20 protein-coding genes are annotated in these 21,615 nt (G+C 70.2%); 7 read left to right on the forward strand and 13 right to left on the reverse strand.

All coding sequences use genetic code 11. The annotated features are described in order from the left end of the window. The coding region (locus tag ME121_RS24420; RefSeq protein WP_491892883.1) for a CHASE3 domain-containing protein at positions 1–889 on the reverse strand (889 nt) is incomplete at its 3' end. Positions 890–1,136: 247 nt separating this feature from the next. Between ME121_RS24420 and ME121_RS24425 the strand changes: the two genes are divergently transcribed. After that, on the forward strand, positions 1,137–3,470 hold the full coding sequence (locus ME121_RS24425) for a putative bifunctional diguanylate cyclase/phosphodiesterase (protein WP_012319966.1): 2,334 nt from the start codon (positions 1,137–1,139) through the stop codon (positions 3,468–3,470). Positions 3,471–3,477: 7 nt separating this feature from the next. Here the strand turns inward: ME121_RS24425 and ME121_RS24430 are convergent, their stop codons facing one another. Then, positions 3,478–5,292 (reverse strand): acyl-CoA thioesterase, encoded by a 1,815-nt coding sequence (locus ME121_RS24430; RefSeq protein WP_059409764.1) that lies wholly within the window; start codon positions 5,290–5,292, stop codon positions 3,478–3,480. Between the two features lie 194 nt (positions 5,293–5,486). Then, positions 5,487–6,368: a LysR family transcriptional regulator gene (locus ME121_RS24435; protein ID WP_043073991.1), complete on the reverse strand. Its 882-nt coding sequence runs from the start codon at positions 6,366–6,368 to the stop codon at positions 5,487–5,489. Between the two features lie 207 nt (positions 6,369–6,575). Between ME121_RS24435 and ME121_RS24440 the strand changes: the two genes are divergently transcribed. The 5 genes from ME121_RS24440 (at position 6,576) to ME121_RS24460 (ending at position 12,203) form a co-directional block, all read left to right on the forward strand. After that, a complete protein-coding gene (locus ME121_RS24440; protein ID WP_059409765.1) occupies positions 6,576–7,886 on the forward strand; it encodes a dicarboxylate/amino acid:cation symporter in 1,311 nt (436 codons plus the stop codon). 52 nt (positions 7,887–7,938) lie between these two features. Further along, positions 7,939–8,778, forward strand: coding sequence for a bifunctional allantoicase/(S)-ureidoglycine aminohydrolase (locus ME121_RS24445; protein WP_059409766.1), 840 nt, complete (start codon positions 7,939–7,941; stop codon positions 8,776–8,778). After that, positions 8,775–9,287 carry an ureidoglycolate lyase gene (locus tag ME121_RS24450; protein ID WP_053622420.1) on the forward strand — a complete coding sequence of 171 codons (513 nt, stop codon included), beginning with the start codon at positions 8,775–8,777 and terminating at the stop codon, positions 9,285–9,287. The genes ME121_RS24445 and ME121_RS24450 overlap by 4 nt, the downstream gene beginning before the upstream one ends. Positions 9,288–9,531: 244 nt before the next feature. After that, positions 9,532–10,566, forward strand: a complete 1,035-nt coding sequence (locus ME121_RS24455) for a TRAP transporter substrate-binding protein (RefSeq protein WP_012319960.1) — start codon at positions 9,532–9,534, stop codon at positions 10,564–10,566. Continuing rightward, the gene (locus ME121_RS24460; RefSeq protein WP_059409767.1) at positions 10,566–12,203 is read left to right on the forward strand and encodes an acyl-CoA synthetase; all 1,638 of its coding nucleotides are present in this window, start codon (positions 10,566–10,568) and stop codon (positions 12,201–12,203) included. Before ME121_RS24455 ends, ME121_RS24460 begins: the two co-directional genes overlap by 1 nt. A 478-nt stretch (positions 12,204–12,681) precedes the next feature. Here ME121_RS24460 and ME121_RS24465 read toward each other — a convergent pair whose 3' ends face one another. The 8 genes from ME121_RS24465 to ME121_RS24500 all read right to left on the reverse strand — a co-directional run bounded on the left by ME121_RS24465 (position 12,682) and on the right by ME121_RS24500 (position 20,120). After that, positions 12,682–14,574 (reverse strand): TRAP transporter large permease, encoded by a 1,893-nt coding sequence (locus ME121_RS24465; RefSeq protein ID WP_012319957.1) that lies wholly within the window; start codon positions 14,572–14,574, stop codon positions 12,682–12,684. Positions 14,575–14,853: 279 nt separating this feature from the next. Beyond that, complete coding sequence (locus tag ME121_RS24470) at positions 14,854–15,093, reverse strand: hypothetical protein (RefSeq protein ID WP_012319956.1); 240 nt, start codon at positions 15,091–15,093, stop codon at positions 14,854–14,856. A 13-nt stretch (positions 15,094–15,106) separates the two neighbouring features. Continuing rightward, entirely contained in the window at positions 15,107–15,994 is an 888-nt protein-coding gene (locus ME121_RS24475; RefSeq protein WP_059409768.1) for an NAD(P)-dependent oxidoreductase, read from the reverse strand. Continuing rightward, complete coding sequence (locus ME121_RS24480; RefSeq protein ID WP_024829596.1) at positions 15,985–17,007, reverse strand: transketolase family protein; 1,023 nt, start codon at positions 17,005–17,007, stop codon at positions 15,985–15,987. Before ME121_RS24480 ends, ME121_RS24475 begins: the two co-directional genes overlap by 10 nt. Continuing rightward, complete coding sequence (locus ME121_RS24485) at positions 17,004–17,867, reverse strand: transketolase (RefSeq protein WP_179240075.1); 864 nt, start codon at positions 17,865–17,867, stop codon at positions 17,004–17,006. The genes ME121_RS24480 and ME121_RS24485 overlap by 4 nt, the downstream gene beginning before the upstream one ends. A gap of 10 nt (positions 17,868–17,877) precedes the next feature. Further along, the gene (locus tag ME121_RS24490) at positions 17,878–18,627 is read right to left on the reverse strand and encodes an SDR family NAD(P)-dependent oxidoreductase (RefSeq protein WP_012319952.1); all 750 of its coding nucleotides are present in this window, start codon (positions 18,625–18,627) and stop codon (positions 17,878–17,880) included. A gap of 226 nt (positions 18,628–18,853) precedes the next feature. Continuing rightward, positions 18,854–19,750, reverse strand: a complete 897-nt coding sequence (locus ME121_RS24495) for a LysR substrate-binding domain-containing protein (protein WP_059409769.1) — start codon at positions 19,748–19,750, stop codon at positions 18,854–18,856. Between the two features lie 82 nt (positions 19,751–19,832). Beyond that, a complete protein-coding gene (locus ME121_RS24500) occupies positions 19,833–20,120 on the reverse strand; it encodes a hypothetical protein (protein WP_059409770.1) in 288 nt (95 codons plus the stop codon). 567 nt (positions 20,121–20,687) lie between these two features. Between ME121_RS24500 and ME121_RS24505 the strand changes: the two genes are divergently transcribed. After that, on the forward strand, positions 20,688–20,918 hold the full coding sequence (locus ME121_RS24505; protein ID WP_012319949.1) for a hypothetical protein: 231 nt from the start codon (positions 20,688–20,690) through the stop codon (positions 20,916–20,918). 61 nt (positions 20,919–20,979) lie between these two features. On the opposite strand, the gene ME121_RS34255 is transcribed toward ME121_RS24505, so the two are convergent. Together ME121_RS34255 and ME121_RS24510 are read right to left on the reverse strand one after the other, a co-directional pair. Then, a complete protein-coding gene (locus tag ME121_RS34255) occupies positions 20,980–21,120 on the reverse strand; it encodes a hypothetical protein (RefSeq protein WP_012319948.1) in 141 nt (46 codons plus the stop codon). Beyond that, positions 21,120–21,365 (reverse strand): hypothetical protein, encoded by a 246-nt coding sequence (locus ME121_RS24510; RefSeq protein ID WP_012319947.1) that lies wholly within the window; start codon positions 21,363–21,365, stop codon positions 21,120–21,122. The genes ME121_RS34255 and ME121_RS24510 overlap by 1 nt, the downstream gene beginning before the upstream one ends. Between the last annotated feature and the right edge of the window lie 250 nt (positions 21,366–21,615).

The following is a 21,615-nucleotide window of genomic DNA, read 5'->3' on the forward strand; positions in this document are numbered from 1 at the left end:
GAACCGCGGCGAACTGCTGCTCGACCGAGGCGGCCTGCTCCTGCGCCGAGGCCCGGATCTCCGCCGCCGCCGCGTTCAGGTCCGCCGTCGCCGCGCGGTTCGTCCGTGCCAGGTCCGACAGCCCCGCAACCATCGTGTTCAGCGTCGTGCTCAGACGGCCGACTTCGCCGCCAGCGCGGACATCGAGCTTGCTCGACAGGTCCCCCTCGCCGACCCGTCCCACGAAGCCCATCACCCCCACCAGCGGCCGGACGACGACGCGGTTGATGGCGACCCCGATGCCCAGGCAGATCAGCAGCGTGATCAGCGTGCCGCCCCAGAGGGCCAGGCCCTCGTTGCGCTCGCCGCGCGCGACGCGCTCGGCCAGCCCGGCCCGCACCGCCCCTTCGAGGCCCTCGATGGCCGCGAGCTTCTCGCGGAAGGTATCGAACAGCCGCTTGCCCTGACCGTCCGCCTCGATGTGGACAGCCTCGTCCCTCTTCGCCGGATCGGCCGCGATCCGGACGGCGACCTCGCCCACCTCGGTCTGCCAACTGCGCGCCGCCGCCACGGCGTCGGCCAGAAGGCGCGTCCGCTCGGGATCCTCGCCGATCAAAGTTCTGAGCCTGTCGATCGCCTCGTCGAGCGTCTGGCGACCCAGGCGATACGGCTCCAAGCTGCCGTCGCGGCCGGTGATCAGGTAGCCGCGCAGTCCGGTCTCCTGATTGAGCATGGCCGCGCGGAAGCCGTCGAGGGCGCGGATCAGCTGATTCGACCGGCTCCGGGCATCGGTCGCGTCCCGCAGCTGATCGGCCGTGATCAGGACCGCGCCGCTGGTGAGGACCGACACCAGGGCGATGACACCGATCGCACCGCCCAAGATGCGGTTTAGTCCCAGCGTTCGCGGCATGGTCTGCTTCATCCTGCTCGGCCCTGCGGACGGCTCTGGCTGGGCCGCGACCCGTACACGCTCGCCTCTTAGCGCCGCCGACCGGCCGACGCGAGCCGCATCGTCCGGCTCAGCCCCGATATTTACGAGTTATAAACCTACAAGCGACTTGTACTTGTGCAAGCGAGCGATCGTGTATGCATCTAAACAGCCGTAGCCCCAGTTTTCGATCGTAAAGGCTTTTCAGAAGGCGTTTGCGTCGCGCGAGATGTTGATTTCTTTCCTGATCGATACCGATCGCAAGGCGGATCCACTCGACGCGAACCTTCGCGCGCGCGCCCGCGTCGAGCAGCTGGACGTCGCGCTGCGCTTGGTACCCTTCACGATTCTTGTGAGTCTCAGCGTCGTACAGGTCATCGTCTACCTGTTCTGGAACCCGGCCAATCGCGCCTATCTCGCCGGTCTCGAAACGCTCATCCTGCCGCTGGCGGTGGTCTCGCTCCAGCAGTGCTGGCGCTGGCGCTCCCGTCCCAAGCCGCTCCAGGTGCCGTCGTCGTTCGTGCAGGGCGTCGTGCTGGCCGCGCAGGCCTACGGGTTTCTCCTGGCCTCCATCCCGGTCATGCTCTTCTCCGGCGCCGACGCGCACGGGCGGCTGCTGATCGCCTCCAGCATCGCGGGCCTGATCGCGACCGGCATGAGCGCGGCGGTGCTGCCGCGGGTCGCCATCGGCTATTCCGGCCTGATCATCCTCGGCTCGTTCATCGCCCTCGCGACGACCGGGGAGGCCTTCTACATCTACGTCGCGGTCCTGCTGTTCTTCTACGCGATCTTCATCTGCTTCACGATCCTGCATCTGAGCCGGCTCCTGACGATGCGGGTCATCGCGCAGATCGAGCTGGAACGGCAGCAGGAGTTCACCCACCTCCTGCTCAACGAGTTCGAGGAGAGCGCGAGCGACTGGCTCTGGGAGACCGATGCCGACCTGCGCCTCCAGCACGTCTCGCCGCGCCTGATCGAGGTCGCCGGATCCTCCGAGCGCCAGCTGATGGGCCTGCCGCTGGAGCGGCTGCTGCTGCCGCCGGTGGCGCCGCCCAGGAGCCACTCGAGCACCACCCTCTGGAGCTGCATCGCCGAGCGGCGGGCTTTCCGGAACCTGCACCTGCAGCTCGATATCGCCGGCGAGCGGCGGACCTGGTGCCTCAGCGGGAAGCCGACCTTCGACCGGGCCGGCGCCTTCTCGGGTTACCGCGGCGTCGGCTCGGACGTGACGGAGAAGCGGCGCTCCGAGGAGCGCCTGTCCTATCTCGCCCTGCACGATTCCCTGACGGATCTGCCCAACCGGGTCCTGTTCCACCAGCTCCAGGAAGCGGCGCGGGAACGGCTCGCGCAGGGCGATCGGTTCGCCGTGCTGGCCCTCGACCTCGACGAGTTCAAGAGCGTCAACGACACGTTCGGCCACGCGGCCGGCGACAAGCTCCTGAAGTCGGTCGCCGAGCGGCTCCGGAGCTTCGAGGCCTCCGATGTCCAGCTCGCCCGCCTCGCGGGCGACGAGTTCGCGGTCCTCGCCACCGGCCGGAGCGCCCGGGACCTGCACGCGATCGAGGCGCTCGCCAACGGCATCGTGGAGGCGCTCGCGTCGCCGTTCACCATCGACGGCATCCGGCTGACCGTCAGCGTCAGCATCGGGATCGCGATCGCTCCGCAGGACGGTTGCCAGGAGATCATGCGGCGCGCCGATCTCGCGCTCTACCGCATGAAGAGCGAGGGCCGGAACGGCTACCGCTTCTACGAGGCCGAGATGGACGAGCGGATCGAGGCCCGCCGCGCCCTGACGGCCGATCTGCGGGGCGCCCTCGATCGGGACGAGTTCGTCCTCTACTTCCAGCCGATCGTGGCGGCCAAGGAGTGCCGCGTGCGCGGCTTCGAGGCGCTGATCCGGTGGAAGCACCCGGTGCGCGGCTTCGTCTCGCCCGGCGAGTTCATCCCCCTCGCCGAGGAGACCGGGGTGATCATACCGCTGGGCGAGTGGATCCTGCGGGAGGCATGCCGGATCGCGGCCGGCTGGCCGGGGGATGTCCGCATCGCCGTCAACCTGTCCCCGCGGCAGTTCCGGCACTCGGACCTGACCCAGCTCGTCCGGTCCGCCCTGCGCACGAGCGGGCTGGCCGCCGCGCGCCTGGAGCTCGAGGTGACCGAGTCGGTGTTCCTGGAGGCCACGCCGGCGATCAACGCCACGCTCTCGAAGCTGCGCGAGATGGGCGTGCGGCTGTCGCTCGACGATTTCGGAACCGGCTATTCGAGCTTGAGCTACCTGCGCCGGATCGCCTTCGACAAGATCAAGATCGACCAGAGCTTCGTCCGGGACCTGCCGCAGGAGCGCGGCGCGGCGGCGATCGTGAGCGCGATCATCGACATGGCGACGAGCCTCGACATGACCATCACCGCCGAGGGCGTGGAGACGGACGCGCAGCGCGCCTGCCTGCTGGAGCAGGGCTGCCACGAATTCCAGGGCTACCTGTTCAGCAAGCCGCTGCCGGCCGAGCAGGCCGCGGCGCTGGCGCGCAGCCGTCAGCTCCTCCCGGCGGCGGTCCGGGCGGCGTGAGTCGGCCTCAGACGCCGAGGGGCGCGACCTCGGTCGGGCCGCCCCCACCCGCGACGGCGTGCGGAGACGTCTTCGGCCAGTACGGCAGGAAGCCCTCGATGATGGTCCGCGGGATATCGAGGGGCCGATAGTGGACGGTGTCCACGAACATCAGCGACTGTTCACCCCGCCCGAGCAGCCCGTTGACCTCGCTGTGGATCTCGTGCGCCAGGGTCACGAATTTCCGGTTGTGGCTCGCGATCGAGATCCGGACCGTGACAGGCTCGAACTCCATCGCCTCTCGGCGAAAATCGTGATGGAAGGACTTTGTCAGGATGTAGAAGTCCGTCGATTTCAGGTCGAAATTCGGCATGCAGATGTTGAAGAACAGCTCGCGCGCCTTGCCGACCCAGCGGACGTAGTTGGCGAAATAGACGTTCCCGACCGAATTGGTGTCGTCGTAGGTCGGGATCAGGCGCAGGACGAACCAGTGGCCGTCGAACCCGTGTGACGCCACGGCATCCGTCTGGTCCACCGCGACGGGTACCGGCGCCGCCCGCGGCGCCCGCTCCGCCGCCGGGATCAGCTCAGCGACCGGCGGCGCCGCGCGCCAGCCGAGGATCTCCGCGATCATCGGGAGGGCGCCGATCAGGCCGATCAGCGGCGCGATGGCGAGCAGCGCCCAACTCGGCGCCAGGTAGCCCGTCGCGAAGATCAGGCACGCCGTCGCTCCGATCATGGACGCGAGGACCGAGTCGTACCGGCGCGTCGCGCCGAGCGTCTCGCATACGAGACACGCCGCCGCCCCGACGAGGAGCGTGGCGAAGGGCATCATCAGGTAGAGGAGCGAGAGGTTCGCCCAGATCGCCGCCGCCGCGGTGGCGAGCGCGGCACCGAGGATCCAGACCGGCGACGCCACGAGTCCCGCCGGCACGAAAGCGAGGAGCGGCGAGTTGCTGCGCGCCGTGATCGATGTCCCGAGCCAGCGCGTGGCGGTGTAGAAACTGTCGATCGTGGTCGCGGCGGCGATAGCCGTCCAGATGACGAAGGCCGCAACAGCGCCGGCCGCGGGGTCGCGACCGATCGCCTGCGCCACGGCCGCGTAGGCTCCCGAAAGACCGTCCGACGAGATGATCGGCGTGCCGAGTCCCGCCCGCGCGGCGAGCAGCGCGTTGATCGTCAGGAGGCCGAGGAACAGGAGCGCGCCGGTGACGTAGGCCGCGCGCACCGATCCGCCCGACCGCCGGATCTCCACGGCGCGCTGCCACTGCTGGATGTCCATCCAGGGCCCGAGCAGGAAGCCGACGAGCGAGGGGATGACGAGCCCGTAGAAGCGCTCGTCGAAGGCCTGGAGCGGGACCTCCCAGCCGCTCCCGTCCCCGGGCAGCCCTCCGAGCAGGACCGCGCCCGCCGCGAGCCCCACAACCAGCGCCCCGCCGTGGATGACCCGGATGCCGCGCAGCGGGACCGCGTGGCCGATCGAGCAGGCGACGAGGACCAGCGCGACCACGCCGACGGCGGCCTCGTGGCCGAACAGCGGGATCCACGCGTAGGCGGCGAATCCGAAGATCGTGATCGCGACGGCGAAGAACTGTGCCCCCATGAACAGCAGGGCGTACGGCCCCTGAACGGCGGCCACGATCGTGTCGAGGTTCCGGCGGGGCGCGCCGAGGACCCAGCCGAACAGGCCGAGCCCCGTCGCGTTCGGCAGCGCGAAGGCAAGAAACCCGAGCCAGCCGTAGGTGAGCGTCACATGGATCGCGTAGAAGAACCCGAGCCCCCAGAACCACGACAAAGCAATCGTGGGCGCCCAGGCCGCGGAGCGGATGAACTGGGAAGGCATTGTGGCTGCAAGCGCTCCGAACCTAGAGCAGCAATAGCGTATCAGATTCGTTTCGGGAATATGGCGGTCAAAAAGAAGGCGGATATAAGATATCCATAAGCGGAAAAACATGGGGCTGCTGGCCTGCGGTGGGCGCTCCGAGGAGCCCGTATTCCCGCGGCTCTCGGCCTGTGTCGTAGGGTCCGGTGCTCCGCCTAGTCGGCGGTCTCCTGACTGTCGCGGACCAGATCGACGAAGTTGCCGACCAGAGCGGCTTTCGCAGGGGTCCACAGCGCGAAGACGTCTGCGCGGATGCGGGGCCCGTCCAGCGGCCTGTAGACCACGTCGGCGTGCGCCAGCCGGGCGACGTATTCCGGGATGATGGCGATGCCCAGGCCGGACGCGACGAGGCTCGTCAGCGAGGCGGCCTCGACGGCCTGATGGGTGATGGTGGGGACGAACCCGGCCTCGACGCAGCAATCCCAGAGGTATTTGGCGAACAGCGAGTCGGACATGCGCAGGAACACGAACCGCTCGTCGCGCAGGTCAGCGAGCCGCAGCCTGCCCCGCGCGAGGCGGTGCCCGTTCGGCAGGACGGCCTTCACGGTCTCGCTCCACGCGCGGACTCGGACCAGATCGGCATCCTGCGGTGGGGCCCGCAGGAAGCTCACGTCGGTCTGGCCGGCCTTCAGCATCGCGATCTGACGGTCCGGCGACATCTCGTGGATCCGCAGATCCACGGCCGGGTAGGCCTGCGCGAAGCTGCGGATCGCGTGACCGAGCGGCCCGGCCAGCATCGAGCCCGTCAACCCGACATTGATGATGCCGGCGGTGCCCGCGCCGATGGCCCGAGCCCGCTCGACGGCCTCGGCGGCCCGCTCCAACAGGTTGATGGCCTGTATGTGAAAGTCCTGACCGGCCCGTGTCAGCGCCACGCGCCGGGTCGTCCGCTCGAAGAGGGCCGTCCCGATCTCGTCCTCCAGATCGCGGATCTGCTGGCTGAGCGGCGGCTGCGCGACGCCGAGGCTCTCCGCCGCAGCGGTGAAGCTCAGGTGCTTGGCGACGGCGACGAAGTAGCGGAGATGGCGCAGTTCCATCGCGTCATTAGAACTCTCAAAGTTTCAATCTAAACGAAATAGATATTTGACGTCTAGATCGTCGGGCACGATTTTGCCGCCCGGAAGGCCGGCCCGGCACTGCGCCGCCTCAGGCCGCCGCGCGCCGCGATCGCGTCGATCGAACCCGCCCACGAGAGGCGGGGCGTTCGCGGCCGGGTCCGGGCTAGCCGTTCCAGGGAGGTTGCGTTGAAGCGCTTGTTCGGGTCCCTGTTCGGACAGGTTGTCGCCGCCCTGATGATCGGCATCCTCGTCGGCCGGCTCTGGCCCGACTTTGCCGTCACCCTGAAGCCGCTGGGCGACGTCTTCATCAAGCTCATCAAGATGGTTGTCGCGCCGCTGGTCTTCGGCGTCGTCGTGCACGGCATCGTCGGTGCGGGCGACCTTCGGAAAGTCGGCCGCGTCGGCCTCAAATCTCTGATCTATTTCGAGGTGGTGACGACCATCGCGCTCACGCTGGGCCTCGTCCTCGCCTACGTCGTCGCGCCCGGTCACGGGATGAACGTCGATCTGGCGACGCTGGATGCCAAGTCGCTCGCCAGCTACACCGACCGGGTCGGTCAGGTGACGGGCACCGTCGACTTCCTGATGAAGCTGGTGCCGACGACCTTCGTCGACGCCTTCGCCAAGGGCGACATCCTCCAGGTCCTCCTCCTCGCGCTCCTGTTCGGCTCCGGCCTCTCGCTCCTCGGCGAGCGCGGCAAGCCCCTGGCCGACAGCCTGGAGCGCATCACCGAGGTCCTGTTCCGGATCATCGGCTTCATCGTGCGGCTGGCGCCGCTCGGCGTGCTCGGCGCGGTCGCCTTCACGGTCGGCAAATACGGCGTCGGCTCCCTCAAGCAGCTCAGCATGCTGGTGGTGCTGTTCTACGCGGGGGTGGCGCTCTTCGTGGTCCTGGTGCTCGGCGGCATCATGCGGCTCGCCGGCTTCAGCCTGTTCAAGCTGCTCGTCTACCTGCGCGAGGAACTGACCGTCGTGGCCGGAACCGCCTCCTCCGACTGCGTGCTCCCGCAAGTCATGCGCAAGATGGAGCGGCTCGGCATCAAGGAATCGACCGTCGGCCTCGTGATCCCGACCGGCTACTCTTTCAACCTCGATGCCTTCTCCCTTTACCTGACCCTCGCCACGGTGTTCATCGCCCAGGCGACCAACACCGACCTGTCGTTCGGCCGCCTGATGCTGATCCTCGGCATCGCGCTCCTGACCTCGAAGGGCGCCCACGGCGTGCCAGGCTCGGCGATCGTCGTCCTCGCCGCGACGCTCTCGGCGGTTCCCGAGATCCCGGTGATCGGGCTGGTCCTCGTCCTGTCGGTCGACTGGTTCGTCGGCATCGCCCGCGCGCTCGGGAACCTGATCGGCAATTGCGTGGCGACCGTCGTCATCGCCGCCTGGGAAGGCGACATCGACCGGGCGCAGGCCAACCGCGTCCTGAACGGCGAGGACACCACCGACACGGCGGAGATCCTCGACGCACCGGTCGCGGAGCCGCACACCGCGTGACCGATCCCCTGCCCGACGTTTACAGCTTGAAGTCGAATCGCGGAGACCGACCATGAGCGCTGGAGCCTACAATCCCCCCTGCGGAGGCCTGCCCGGCCAGACGCGGCTGATGACGGGCCGGGCGGTGTTCACCGAGGCCTACGCGGTGATCCCCCACGGCGTGATGAGCGACATCGTCACCAGCCGCCTGCCGGGCTGGGACGATGCCCAGGCCTGGATCCTGGCCCGGCCGCTCTCGGGCTTCGCTGAGACCTTCGCCCAGTACCTCATGGAGGTCGCCCCCGGCGGCGGCAGCCGGGCCCCCGAGCCGGAGCCGCAGGCGCAGGGCGTCCTGTTCGTGGTCGCCGGCACGGCCAGCCTCACGCTGGACGGCGCGCGCCACCCCCTGCGGCCGGGCAGCTACGCCTACCTCGCCCCCGGCGCCGCCTGGGCCCTGCGAAACGACGGCCACGAACCCGTGCGCTTCCACTGGGTCCGCAAGGCCTACCAGCCCACCGCCGGCCTGGACGCGCCGAGCTCCTTCGTCACGCACGAGTCGGCGGTCGAGCCGGCCGGCATGGTCGGCACCGACGGCGCCTGGGCGACGACCCGCTTCGTCGCCTCCGACGACCTGCGACACGACATGCACGTCAACATCGTCAGCCTGCGCCCGGGCGCCTCGATCCCCTTCGAGGAGACCCACGTCATGGAGCACGGGCTGTTCGTGCTGGAAGGCAAGGCGGTCTACCGGCTCAACCGCGACTGGGTCGAGGTCGAGGCGGGCGACTTCATGTGGCTGCGCGCCTTCTGCCCGCAGGCCTGCTACGCGGGTGGCCCGGGCCCGTTCCGGTACCTGCTGTACAAGGACGTCAACCGGCACCCGGCGCTGGCGCCGCGCGGGCTCGGCCGGTGAGCGCGGACCCCCGCACGCTCGTCGCCCGGCCGCTCACGGCCGAGGCGTTCGCGCCATTCGGCACGGTGATCGACGCGGCCGCGGTGGCGCCGCGGCCGATGAACGGCGGGATGGCGCGCCGCTTCCACGACCTGGCGGCGGTCGAGGTCGTCGGCGAGGGCTCGCGCGTGGTGATCGGGCTCGTGGAGGCGCAGCCCTACCCGATGCCGCTGCGGCTCGACCTCGTTGAACGGCATCCGCTGGGCGCGCAGGCATTCCTGCCACTGAGCGCGGCGCCGTTCCTGGTGGTGGTCTGCCCGGACGCGAGCGGGCGTCCCGGGCCGCCGCGCGCCTTCGTGACGGCGCCGGGGCAGGGGATCTGCTACGCGCGCAACACGTGGCACGGCGTGCTGACGCCCTACGGCCAGCCGCAGGACTTCGTCGTGGTCGACCGCGGCGGCCCGGGCGCGAACCTCGAGGAACACACCTTCGCCGAGCCCTGGACGGTGCATCTGCCCGGCCAGGACTGAAGGCCGGCGCGGATCGCGCCATCCGCGCCGTCGCCGCGCGACCTCGGTCACGCGCGTGCGGGACCGCCACGCGCGGTGCAGAGCGTGTCAGGGGGCACCCGGATGCAATCATTCCCGGGGGCGAGGCTGCGAAAGTCCGTTGACTGGCACCGGTCAGCGGCTATCGAGGCCGCAACCAGAGAGTCCGCACCAACGCGGACCCGAGGAAACGCCGGGCCGGCAGGCCCGCACCGGAAAGGCCGCCATGTCACTGGACCGCACGCCCCTGTCCCGCCGCCGATTCCTGGTGACCGGCTCGACGGCCCTCGTCGCCGGCACGCTGGCGGCCCCGCACGTGGCGCGGGCGCAGAAGGCAGAGTTCACCTACAAATACGCCAACAACCTGCCCGACACGCACCCGATGAACATCCGCGCCCGCGAGATGGCGGAGGCGCTCCGCACTGAGACCGGCGGCCGGTTCGACCTCAAGATCTTCCCGACGAGTCAGCTCGGCTCCGACACCGACACGCTGAGCCAGCTGCGCTCGGGCAGCGTCGAGTTCTTCACGATGTCGCCGCTGATTCTCTCGACCCTGGTGCCCAACGCGTCGATCAACGGCATCGGCTACGCGTTCCCGAGCTACGATGCCGTCTGGCCGGCCATGGACGGCGAGCTCGGCGCCTGGGTCCGCCAGCAGATCGCCAAGGCCGGTCTCGTCGCCATGGAGAAGATCTGGGACAACGGCTACCGGCAGACCACCTCGTCCACCCGGCCGATCGCCACGCCCGACGACTTCAAGGGCTTCCGGATCCGCGTCCCGGTCTCGCCGCTCTGGACCTCGATGTTCAAGGCCTTCGACGCGGCACCCGCCTCGATCAACCTGAACGAGACCTACTCGGCCCTGCAGACCAAGATCGTCGAAGGCCAGGAGAACCCGCTCGCGGTCATCTCCACGACGAAGTTCTACGAGGTGCAGAAGTACTGCTCGCTCACGAACCACATGTGGGATGGGTACTGGTTCCTGGCGAACCGCCGCGCCTGGGAGCGCCTCCCGCCGGACCTGCGCGAGACGGTCGCCCGCCACATCAACGCCGCCGGGATGAAGGAGCGGGCCGATGTCGCCCAGCTCAACGCCAACCTGCAGGCGGAACTCTCGAAGAACGGCATGGTCTTCAACAAGCCCGACCCTGAGCCCTTCCGCGACAAGCTGCGGAAGGCCGGTTTCTACGCCGAGTGGAAGGGCCGGTACGGCGAGGAGGGCTGGTCGCTGCTCGAGAAGGCCTGCGGGAAGCTCACCTGATGGTCGCCGCGGGGGCGCCGCGCGGCGGGGTCGCGCCGTGCTCCCGGCGGGTGATGAATCTCGCCCATTTCCTGCGGAGGGCCGCGCGCCGGTTTCCGGACGCGATAGGGCTCGCCTGGGGTGCGCGGCACTGGACCTGGGCCGAGCTCGACGCCCGTGTCGACGCGATGGCGGCGGCGCTCGCCGCCCGCGGCGTGACCAAGGGTGACCGCGTGCTGGTCCAGGCGCGCAACAGCAACCAGCTCTTCGAGTCGATGTTCGTCTGCTTCCGGCTGGGGGCGGTCTGGGTGCCGGCCAATTTCCGGCAGACACCCGCGGAGATCGCCTATCTGGCGCGCGCCAGCGGCGCCTCCACGCTGATCTGCGGCGCGGGGTTTCCGGACCACGCCGCCGCCGTGCGCGAGGCCTGCCCCGACCTGGACCGCGTCGTCGAGATCGGGGGCGCAACCTTCGGAGCCGATTACGACACGCTCGTCGCCGACCATCGGGGCGCGGCCGCCCCCGTCGCCGATGTCGAGCACGACGATCCGTGCTGGTTCTTCTTCACCTCGGGGACGACGGGCCGCCCGAAGGCGGCGGTCCTGACGCACGGCCAGATGGCCTTCGTCATCACCAACCACCTCTGCGACCTGATGCCGGGCACGACGGAGGCCGACGCGTCCCTGGTCGTCGCGCCGCTGTCGCACGGGGCCGGCATCCACCAGCTCGCGCAGGTCGCGGCCGGCACCAAGACAGTGCTGACCGCCGGCGAGCGGCTGGACCCCGCGGAGGTCTGGGCCCTCGTCGAGGCGTGGCGCGTCACGAACCTCTTCACCGTGCCGACCATCGTGAAGCTACTGACCGAGCATCCGGCCGTGGCGGCGCACGATCATTCGAGCCTGCGCCACGTCATCTACGCGGGCGCGCCGATGTACCGGGCGGACCAGCAGCACGCGCTGCGGGTGCTCGGCCCGGTGCTGGTGCAGTATTTCGGCCTGGGCGAGGTGACCGGCAACATCACGGTGCTGCCGCCTCGCCTGCACGCGGCCGAGGACGGGCCGGACGTGAAGGTCGGCACCTGCGGGTTCGAGCGCACCGGCATGCAGGTCCAGATCCAGGACACGGAGGGCCGCGAATGTTCGCCCGGCGCCACCGGGGAGATCTGCGTCTGCGGCCCGGCCGTGTTCGCGGGCTACTACGACAATCCGGAGGCCAACGCGGCGGCCTTCCGCGACGGTTGGTTCCGGACCGGCGATCTCGGCCACCTGGACGCGGAAGGCTTCCTGTTCATCACCGGCCGCGCCTCGGACATGTACATCTCCGGCGGCTCGAACGTGTATCCGCGCGAGATCGAGGAGAAGCTCCTGACCCATCCGGCAATCACCGAGGCCGCGATCCTCGGCGTGCCGGATCCCGCCTGGGGCGAGGTCGGCGTCGCGGTCTGCGTCGCGCGTCCCGGAACCGCGGTGGAGGAGGGCGAGCTGATCGCGTGGCTGTCGGCCGACGTCGCCCGCTACAAGCTGCCGCGGCGCGTGTTCTTCTGGGACTCTCTGCCGAAGTCCGGCTACGGCAAGGTGACGAAGCGCGCGATCCGCGAGGGACTGGAAGCGCGGGGCGACCTGCCCCTCGACGGGCGGACGGTCCGACAGAGCCGATGAGGCTCTCGGCGATCCCGTCCGGTCGATGCGGCGCCCTCTGTCCTCGCGCCGCCGAACGGATCTGATCCCCTCGCGAGGCCGGCTGTGTCCAAGCCGGCACCGGCTCGGTACGAGGATCCGAGCACGCGTCGCCGCCGCACTGCTCCGACCGACGGCGGACATACGTCCGAGGCGAACGGCCCGGTCCGCTTCGCTCCGCGCGCATCATGATCCCGCTGCATGACAGCTCGGAGATGCGGAGCCCCTGACATGTCCCTACGGCCCGCGCATATTGCATTGCAGCAATCCGGGCGCGCCGCCCGGCCCTGAGCGGGATCCGAATCCGATGACAGTCCTCGCGAACCTCGTCAGCCGTCTCGAGGATGCAGTGCGACGCGCCGCGGCCGAACGCTACGCCGAGCAGCGCGAGCGGATCGTTCGCACCGGCGGCGCCGGCATGATCTGACCGCACTCGGCGCCTACGCCTTGGTCGCGGTCGTCAGAGGAAGCCGATCGAGAACCAGGGGACAAGGATGATGACGAGGAGGCCGATCAGCAGGGCCACGATGTAGCCGACGATCGGGCGCATCCCGGCATCGGGATGGATCCGGCTGATGGCGCAGGCCGCGTAGTAGCCGACGCCGAAGGGCGGGGCGAACAGGCCGATGCCCATCGCGAGGATCACCACCATCGCGTAGTGGACCTCGTGGACGCCGACCGCCCGCGCGATCGGGAACAGGAGCGGCCCGAACAGCACGATCGCCGGGATGCCCTCCAGCACCGAGCCCAGGATGATGAAGGCGAAGGCCGAGACGAACAGGAAGCCGAGCGCGCCGCCCGGCAGGCTCTTCATCACCTCGGCGAGCGTCTGAGAGAAGCCCGACTGCGTCAGCGCCCACGCCATCCCGGTGGCCGCACCGATGATCAGGAGGATCGCGCCGGACAGGGTCGCTGTGGTCACCAGCATCGGGTAGAGTCGCCGCCACTCGAACTGGCGGTAGATCAGCAGACCTGCCAGAGCCGCGTAGACGATGCCGATGGTCGAGACCTCGGTGGCGGTGGCGATTCCCTCGACCACAGCGAAGCGGATCACGAACGGCAGGGCGAGCGCCGGGATCGCGACCAGGAAGGCGCGGCCGATGACGCGGCCCGACGGACGGGCCACGTGGCTCAGGTCCTCGCGGCGGTAGCGCCACCAGACCAGCGCGCACAGCGTCGCGGCCAGAACGAGGCCCGGGAGCAGGCCGCCGGTGAACAGGGCGGTGATCGAGACGCCGGTGACCGAGCCGATCGTGATCAGCACGATCGAGGGCGGGATTGTTTCGGTTTGCGCACCGGTGGTGGCGAGCAGAGCGACGAGATCGCCCTCCTTGGCGCCCCGGGCCTTCATCTCGGGGAACAGCACCGGTGCCACGGCCGCCATGTCGGCGGCCTTCGAGCCGGAGATGCCCGAGACGAGGTACATCGCCCCGACCAGAACGTAGTGCAGGCCGCCGCGCACGTGGCCCAGCAACGAGGCCAGGAACCCGACCATGGCGCGGGCCATGCCGGTCATCTCGATCAGTAGGCCGAGGAACACGAAGAGCGGCACAGCGAGCAGGATGAGGTGGCTCATGCCCTCGTCCATGCGGCCGACCACCACCATGGAGGGCGCGTCGGTGGTGAGCGCGATGTATGCGAAGGTCGAGAGGCCGAACGCGAAGGCGATCGGCACACCGGAGAAGACCAGCGCGCCGACGCCGACGACGAAGAACAGCAGCAGGTTGAGATTGCCGAGGTTGGCGAGCCACGGCTGCAGCGCCAGCAGGCCCGCGGCAACGCCGCCGCCCAGGACCAGCGCCCCCGCGGTCAGCTTCCAGTCGGCGGTCTCGAGGAGGCGGATGAGGGCCACGATCAGCATGAGGCCGAGGCCGATCGGCAGGGCGGCGGCGCGCCAGGCGTTGTTGAGCTCGAGAGCCGGCGTCTGGACGAAGGTCTCCTCGCTGGCGAACTCGAAGGCCGGCTCCAGCAGCAGGGCCACGAAGATCAGGCCGGCGACCAGAGCAACGGTCTCCAGGAAGGCGCGCAGACGCGGGCCGCTCATGGCCACGAAGGCGGTCATGCGCATGTGCTCGGCGCGCCGGAAGGCGACCACGGCGCCCAGCATGGCGAGCCACAGGAACAGGATCGAGGCGAGTTCGTCCGACCAGATGATGGGGTCACGGAACACGTAACGGCTGACGACACCGCCGAGCAGCACCGCGATCTCGGCCAGGACGAGCAGCGCCGCCGGGATCTCCACGAGGTAGCCGAGCCCGGCATCCAGCCGGCGCAGCCAGCCCCGGGCGCGCAGCGGCGGTCCCGACAACCCAATCCCCGCCGTCGACTCGACGGCCGCAACATCGATCTGCATGGCGCCCCTCCGTCGGAGCCGCTCCCGACGCCGCTGGCGGCGGGATCGGCCCACATGCGTCTTCGCGTGTTTCTCGTGGTGCGTCTCGGCGCGCCTTCGCTCTCCGATACCGTTATCCGGTCCGCCGGCAAACACTTCCGGTCGGTCCGCGCGATCCGTCCTCAGGATGCGGGCGTGCCGCGCCGCCGTACTTCCTTCTCCAGTCCCTACGTGTGGCCGCCCCGGCGCCGCTCGGGATCGCGCCAACGGTTCGGTGTCCGAGCCCTGCCCATGGGCGGGTCACGGCTCCGTCTCCCGGAAGCCGTCGGTCTCCTCGCGAAACGTGTCGAGCGCCGCGAGCGACCGTAAGGTCGGGTCCGGTGCGGCGCCGGGCGAAGATGCGCAGGCCGACAGGGCGAGCGCCGGCGGTAGCAGACGCTGGAGGCCGAGGCGCGTCTCGGGCGTCGGACGGCGCGTCAGGGCTTCGGTCCGCGCGAGTTCCGCCGTCGACTTCCGGCGGATCCGGGCCCGTCGTCGCATGGCCCGTGCCGCGTCAGGCCCCCGCGCCGTTGAGCAGGCGGTAGGCGCGGATCACCTGGCTGTCGTCGGCGGCGCCGTCGCCGCGCCCTGCGGTCGAGACGAAGAGCTGGTGGGCGAGCGCAGCGAGCGGCAGCGCCGCCCCGGCGCCGCGGCCGGCTTCGAGCACGATGCCGAGGTCCTTGACGAAGATGTCGACCGCGCTCGTGACCCGGGGCGCGTCCTCCAGCATCCGGGGACCGCGGTCACGCAGCATCCAGCTTGCGGCCGAGGAACCCGAGAGGATCTCCAGACACACGCCGAGGTCGACGCCGATCCGCCCGGCGAGCGCCAGCGCCTCGGCGGCGGCGGCGATGTGCACGCCGCACAGGAGCTGGTTGACGGCCTTCACGGTGGCGCCCTGTCCGGGTCGCTCGCCGACGTGGAAGATCCGGTCGCCCAAGGCGTCGAGAACCGGCCTCAGCGCGGCGAGGGTCCCCGCGGGCGCCGCCGCCATGACGGTGAGGGTGCCGGCCTGCGCGCCGACGACCCCGCCCGAGACCGGCGCGTCGACGAAGCGGCGGCCGGACGCCGCGACGCGCTCGGCGAGGTGCTCCACCGATCGCGGCGGGCAGGTCGCCATCAGGACCACGATGCCGTCCGGCGCGAGGGCTTCGAGAGTGCCCTGCGCGAACAGCACGTCCTCGACCTGCGCGGCGTTCACCACCATGAGGAGGAGCGCGTCGACGCCCGCGGCGGCGGCGGCCGGCGTGTCGGCCGCGGCCCCGCCGGCCGCCGCGAAGGCACCCCGGCTCTCGGGCCGCAGGTCGTAGCCGCGGACGGCGAATCCCGCCGCGACCAGGTTGGTCGCCATCGGCAGGCCCATGGCGCCGAGGCCGACGACGGCGATCTGGCTCAGAGCCATGCGCGGATGCTCCGTGCCATCGCGGTGGCCGAGATACCGTAGCGGTCGTGGAGCGTCGGCAGGGCGCCGGCGTCGAGGAACTCGTCCGGCAGCCCGATCTGGCGGAAGCCGCGGCCCGGTCCGACGCCCGCGCGCATGAGGAGACCGGCCACCGCCTCGCCGAGCCCGCCGATCACGCTGTGATTCTCGGCGACCACCACGAGCCGGCCGCCGCGCCCGGCCTCGTGGAGGATCGTCGCCGCGTCGAGGGGCTTGATCGTCGGCACGTGCAGCACCGCCACGTCGACCCGGTCGTCGCGCAGGGCCTCGGCGACCTCCAGGGCGCGCATGGTCATGAGGCCCGAAGAGATCACGAGGACGTCGCGGCCGTCGCGGATCGTCTTGGCCTTGCCGAGCTCGAACCGGTAGCCGTACGCGTCGAGCACGAGGGGGACGTTGCCGCGCAGGAGCCGCAGGTAGACCGGCCCCCTGTGGGCCGCCATGGCGGGGACGACCTGCTCGATCTCGTGGGCGTCGCAGGGGTCGATGATCGTGAGATTCGGCATCCCGCGGAAGATCGCGAGATCCTCCGTCGCCTGGTGGCTCGGGCCGTAGCCCGTGGTCAGGCCGGGCAGGGCGCAGGCGATCTTGACGTCGAGATTCTCCTCCGCGATCGCGAGGCAGATGAAGTCGTAGGCGCGCCGCGCCGCGAACACCGCGTAGGTGGTGGCGAAGGGCGTGAACCCCTCCCGGGCGAGGCCCGCGGCCGCGCTCATCAGCAGCTGCTCGGCCATCCCCATCTGGTAGAAGCGCTCGGGATGGGCCTGCGCGAAGATGTGCAGGTCCGTGTATTTCGACAGGTCGGCCGAGAGGCCGACGATGTCGGGGCGCGTCTCGGCGAGCGCGACGAGGGCGTGGCCGAAGGGCGCGGCCTTCGTGCGCTGCCCGGGCGCAGCGAGTGAGGCGATCATCGCCGAGGTCGTGGCGCCGCCGGCCGCGCGGGGGGAGGGCCTCTCGTACTTGGAGCGTCTCACCGCACTCTCCCCTCGTCCAGGATCGCCAGGGCCCGCTGCCACTCGTCCGGCTCGACCCGCAGGAAGTGGTTGCGCTCGCGCGTCTCCAGGAACGGCACGCCCTTCGCCATGCGGGTGTCGCAGATGATGATCCGGGGCCGCGGGCCAGGGTGGTCGCGGGCGGCGTCGAAGGCCCGGACCAGCGCGTCGATGTCGTTGCCGTCGACCCGCTGCACGAACCAGTTGAAGGCCTCGAATTTCGGTGCGAGCGGCTCGAAGTCGAGCACCCCGGTCGAGGCGCCGTCCGCCTGCATGCCGTTCACGTCGACGAGGCCGATCAGGTTGTCGAGCCTGAACGAACCGGCCGACATCGCGGCCTCCCAGGTCGAGCCCTCGTTCAGCTCGCCGTCGGAGAACAGGTTGTAGACGAAGCTCCGGGAGCGCTTCCGCTTCAGCCCGAGCGCCATGCCGACCGCGATGCCGAGCCCGTGGCCCAGCGAGCCGCCGGTGATCTCCATGCCGGGCGTGTAGGCGGCCATGCCGGACATCGGCAGGCGGCTGTCGTCGCCGCCGTAGCTCGCCAGCTCGTCCTCGGGGAGGATCTCGGCCTCGATCAGGGCCGCGTAGAGGGCGATGGCGTAGTGGCCGATCGACAGCAGGAAGCGGTCGCGACCCTCCCATTCGGGATCCGCGGGCCGGTAGGTGAGGGCGTGGAAGTAGCTCACCGCCAGCACGTCGGCGATGCCGAGCGCCTGGGCGATATAGCCCTGGCCCTGAACCTCGCCCATGCGCAGGGCGTGGCGGCGGATGCGATAGGCGCGCTCGGCGAGCGGCACGTTGGAGCCGGCGCGCGGCCGCTCGGTCGGGACGTCGATCGCCACGTCGGCCTCCTCAGTGGATCAGCATGCCGCCGTTCACGTCGATCACCGCGCCGGTGATGTACGTGGACAGGTCGGAGGCGAGGAACAGGCAGGCGTTGGCGACGTCGTCCGCCACACCGAGGCGCCCGAGCGGGATGCCGCTGGCGATCTCGGCTGTCAGCTCGGGCGTGAGCTTGCCGCCCGTGATGTCGGTCTGGATCAGGCCAGGGGTCACGGAATTCACCCGCACCCCGTCGGGCCCCAACTCCCGGGCCATCGCTTTCGCCAAGCCGAGGACGCCACCTTTGGCGGCGCTGTAATGGGGCCCGCCGAAGATGCCGCCGCCCCGCTGGGCCGAGACCGACGACATGCACACGATCGCGCCTGAGCCCCGGCCGCGCATCGTCGGGATCACCGCCTGGCTCATGTAGAGCGTGCCGCGCAGATTCACGTCGGTGACCGCGTCGTAGTCCTCCGGCTCGATCTCCATGATCCTGAGAGGCTGGGTGATGCCGGCGTTGTTGACGAGCACGTCGATGCGCCCGAGGCGGCCGACGATCTCATCCGCCGCCGCAGAGCAGGCCGCCCGGTCGGTGACGTCGCAGGCCAAGCCGACATGGCCCGGCCCGATGTCGCGGGCGGCGGCCTCGGCCTGGCCGACGTCGAGATCGAGGACGGCGACGCGGGCGCCGTGGCGCGCGAAGAGCCGCGCGGTGGCCTTGCCGATGCCGCGGGCGGAGGCTGCGCCGGTGATCACGCACACCCGGTCGTTCAACAGCATGGAAGAGTCCTCCCGCCGATCCGCGACTGCGCGGGATCGAACCTGTCGTCGCGACGGGAGACACCGGGCCGTCAGCCGCGCGTCGAGTCCTGAGGCCGCGGATCGAGCACTCTGCGGCGTCGTCTTCTCGCGCCTGTCTTGTCGGGAGGAGAGTGCCGGCGCGGCGCGCCCGCGACAAACGCGGAATTTGCACCCGCAGGTGAATCCCGGTCATCTTTGTCCGCGTTCAGGCGAGGTCGGGACCCAGCGGAACCCCGAGCTCCTCGGTCAGCCATCGCGCGAAGACCCGGAGCGGCGCCCGCCGGCGCGCGTCGGCCGGACAGACGAAGTGGTGGCCGACGTAGCTGAGGTCCTGCGAGCGCCCGGACAACGGGGTGACGAGGCGCCCGGTCGCCAGTTCCCGCTCGGCGAGGCGGGTGGATTCCAGGGCGACGCCGAGGCCGTCCGCGGCGGCCGCCAGGGCCAGGAAGCTCCGGTCGAAGCGGATGCCCGCGCTCGGCTGCGTCGCGAGTCGGTTCCGCTCGAACCAGTGGGTCCAGCGCACCTGCTTGTTGTCGCTCTGGATCAGGGTCTGCGCCAGCAGATCGGACGGCTCGCGGATCCGGGCCGCCCGCGCCGGGTCGCAGAGCGGCGTGACGGTCTCCGGGCCCAGCGGCAGCCGCACCAGACCTTCGCCGCGGGGCGGTCCGTACACGATGTCGGCATCGAACTCGTCGGTGATGAACCGGGCGTAGTCCATGCCCGCGGCGAGCCGCACTTCGACGCCCGGATGGGCGCTCAGGAACCGGGCCAGCCGCGGCGCCAGCCACTGCGCGGCGAAACTCGGCGCGCAGTGCAGCCTGAGCAATTGCGGCCCGCGATTGGCCACGAGATCGAAGCCGCGGTCCAGTTCCGCGAAGGCGCGGCCGACATGGTCGCGGAGCGCCTCCCCGGCCGGTGTCGGCGCGATGCCCTGGCCCACCCGCTCGAACAGCGCGACGCCCAGGGTCTCTTCCATCTTGCGCAGGGCATGGCTGACCGCGCTCGGGGACAGGTTGAGTTCACCGGCCGCGGCCTTGAACGACCGCCGCCGCGCGGCAGCCTCGAAGATCCGGACGGCGGAGAGGGGTACGGGCGGCCTCATCGCGGGTAGAATGGGCCGCGACCGGCGCTGCTGGCAACGGGGCCGGCCGCAACACCGGTATTGCGGCCGGCGTGCGGCGGGATCAGGCCGACCGGGGACCGCGGACCCGGACCGGTGCGGCGACCGGGACGATCTTGCCCTGTTGCGCGACTTCGCAGAGGACGGCCACCATCGCGTCGGCCTGCGCCTCGAGATCGGGCGGCCCGACATCGTCGCGGGTGTTGCGCCACGCGATGAAGATGCAGGCGAGGATGGCGGACGCGCTGGCCGCGAGGGGCGCGATGATCAGTGCCGCCAGGGCGCTCACCGGCGCCAGGATCGCGGCTGTCGCGAGGCCGCTGACGATGGCTGCGGCAATCAAGACGATCATCGGAACCTCGCCCGATCTGCGTGCCGGGTCCTGTACCCGATCACCGTCTCAGGATCACGTGACAAAAGTTTACGCTTCGTTAACGGGAAGCTTCCGGTCGATAATCTTTCGCCGAACGCCCCCCGATTGCTGCACAATCAGCGATTCCGCCGCTGCGTGAACAGCTCGGCGGCCAGGTTTGTCCCGCCGCCGTCGGTCTTTCGGGTCGTGCGGCGCGTACCGGCCAGGCGTTGACATCCTGATCGACGCCGCGGGCGGCATCCGGATCGACAGGCGATGGTGATCCAGCAGGTCCGGTCGATCGCGGTGACTGATCCGACGCGGCTCACTGCCAGACCCGGGCGGTCGCGGGCCGCGACTACGCCGGTCGTGACGGGACCTTACCGCCCCTGATCACGTCTTCGGCTTTTGCAGAGGCGCACCCGTCGCGGTCGACGTGGAGACCACATACCCCGATCTGTTCGAACTGATACGTTCGGATCAGGTCTGGTACAGACCGATCCCTTGATGCCCCGGGTTCGGCGATGGTAGCCCGAGCGCGAGTGTCGTGTGGGAATTCCGTCTCCGATGGCCATCGATGTTCGAGCAGTCGCGCGCCTGCGCGAGATCGCAGCCGTCGTTGGCTGTCCGGTCGAGGCCTTCTACGCACCGGACGGCGACGCCTGCGAGCTGTGCATGACCTCCGAGCTGTTCCGCCTCTGGCAGGCGATACAGGAGCCCCAAGCCCGGCAGCGCATTCTGAACAGCGCGCGGCGCGAGGCTCTCGGTGAGGCCATCCACGCGGAGGCCGCGGAATAGAGGTCTTGCCGTCGCCGCTCGCTCGGCCGCGCCGAGGGGCGGGAAACGGCTCCCTGTGCCGTCAGCGCCCCTGCGCGATCCAGCCCAGAACCGTCGCGCAGCGCTCGGCCTGCTCGCGGGTCAATCCCGACGCGACGGCCGCGCCGTTGCGGTAGACCACGAAGGTCCCGTCGTCGGTCGCGCGGATCTTCACGGACGCCATCATTCGGCTCCCGACGTCAGAGCCTGAAGCTGCGAGAGGCCGGCCGCGGTGATCTGCCAGACCGCCACGGATCCATCCGGGCCATCGTGCAGGTCGATCCGCTGGAGATGCCCCGTGCTCTCGAGCGCCGTCAGCCGGCTGTGATCGCTGGGCCAGGAGGCGTCGGCTTTCTGGCGGATCGAGATCTGGTAATCCCGTGCCTCTGCAGCCTTGTTGAGAAGGCGGCGCTCGTGATTCACTCGCATCGGCACTCCGGCTCAGCTCGGATCGGTACGCAGTAACTACGGACAGGCTGGCCGATACGGTTAAGCTTTGCAACCCCGGGGCCGGAACGGCCTTTGGATCGTCCCGGCCGCGCACGCCGCCATGAGCGGACGGGAGCTCGCGCCAAGACGCCTTGCCGGGTCGGCCCTGCGCCGTGCTCCTCGCGTTCGTGCGAGCGCGACCAAAGAGAAGGGCCGACCGGGGAGACCCGGCCGGCCCGTCTCTTCGACG

It is taken from the genome of Methylobacterium sp. ME121, from assembly GCF_000974725.1.
Taxonomy (GTDB): Bacteria; Pseudomonadota; Alphaproteobacteria; order Rhizobiales; family Beijerinckiaceae; genus Methylobacterium; species Methylobacterium radiotolerans.

Bases quoted from the DNA above. Each gene is read 5' to 3' on its own strand.
- ME121_RS24425 (WP_012319966.1), top strand. From the start codon at position 1,137: ATGTTGATTTCTTTCCTGATCGATACCGATCGCAAGGCGGATCCACTC.
- ME121_RS24430 (WP_059409764.1), bottom strand. From the start codon at position 5,292: ATGCCTTCCCAGTTCATCCGCTCCGCGGCCTGGGCGCCCACGATTGCT.
- ME121_RS24435 (WP_043073991.1), bottom strand. From the start codon at position 6,368: ATGGAACTGCGCCATCTCCGCTACTTCGTCGCCGTCGCCAAGCACCTG.
- ME121_RS24445 (WP_059409766.1), top strand. From the start codon at position 7,939: ATGAGCGCTGGAGCCTACAATCCCCCCTGCGGAGGCCTGCCCGGCCAG.
- ME121_RS24455 (WP_012319960.1), top strand. From the start codon at position 9,532: ATGTCACTGGACCGCACGCCCCTGTCCCGCCGCCGATTCCTGGTGACC.
- ME121_RS24460 (WP_059409767.1), top strand. From the start codon at position 10,566: ATGGTCGCCGCGGGGGCGCCGCGCGGCGGGGTCGCGCCGTGCTCCCGG.
- ME121_RS24465 (WP_012319957.1), bottom strand. From the start codon at position 14,574: ATGCAGATCGATGTTGCGGCCGTCGAGTCGACGGCGGGGATTGGGTTG.
- ME121_RS24470 (WP_012319956.1), bottom strand. From the start codon at position 15,093: ATGCGACGACGGGCCCGGATCCGCCGGAAGTCGACGGCGGAACTCGCG.
- ME121_RS24475 (WP_059409768.1), bottom strand. From the start codon at position 15,994: ATGGCTCTGAGCCAGATCGCCGTCGTCGGCCTCGGCGCCATGGGCCTG.
- ME121_RS24490 (WP_012319952.1), bottom strand. From the start codon at position 18,627: ATGCTGTTGAACGACCGGGTGTGCGTGATCACCGGCGCAGCCTCCGCC.
- ME121_RS24495 (WP_059409769.1), bottom strand. From the start codon at position 19,750: ATGAGGCCGCCCGTACCCCTCTCCGCCGTCCGGATCTTCGAGGCTGCC.
- ME121_RS24500 (WP_059409770.1), bottom strand. From the start codon at position 20,120: ATGATCGTCTTGATTGCCGCAGCCATCGTCAGCGGCCTCGCGACAGCC.
- ME121_RS24505 (WP_012319949.1), top strand. From the start codon at position 20,688: ATGGCCATCGATGTTCGAGCAGTCGCGCGCCTGCGCGAGATCGCAGCC.
- ME121_RS34255 (WP_012319948.1), bottom strand. From the start codon at position 21,120: ATGGCGTCCGTGAAGATCCGCGCGACCGACGACGGGACCTTCGTGGTC.
- ME121_RS24510 (WP_012319947.1), bottom strand. From the start codon at position 21,365: ATGCGAGTGAATCACGAGCGCCGCCTTCTCAACAAGGCTGCAGAGGCA.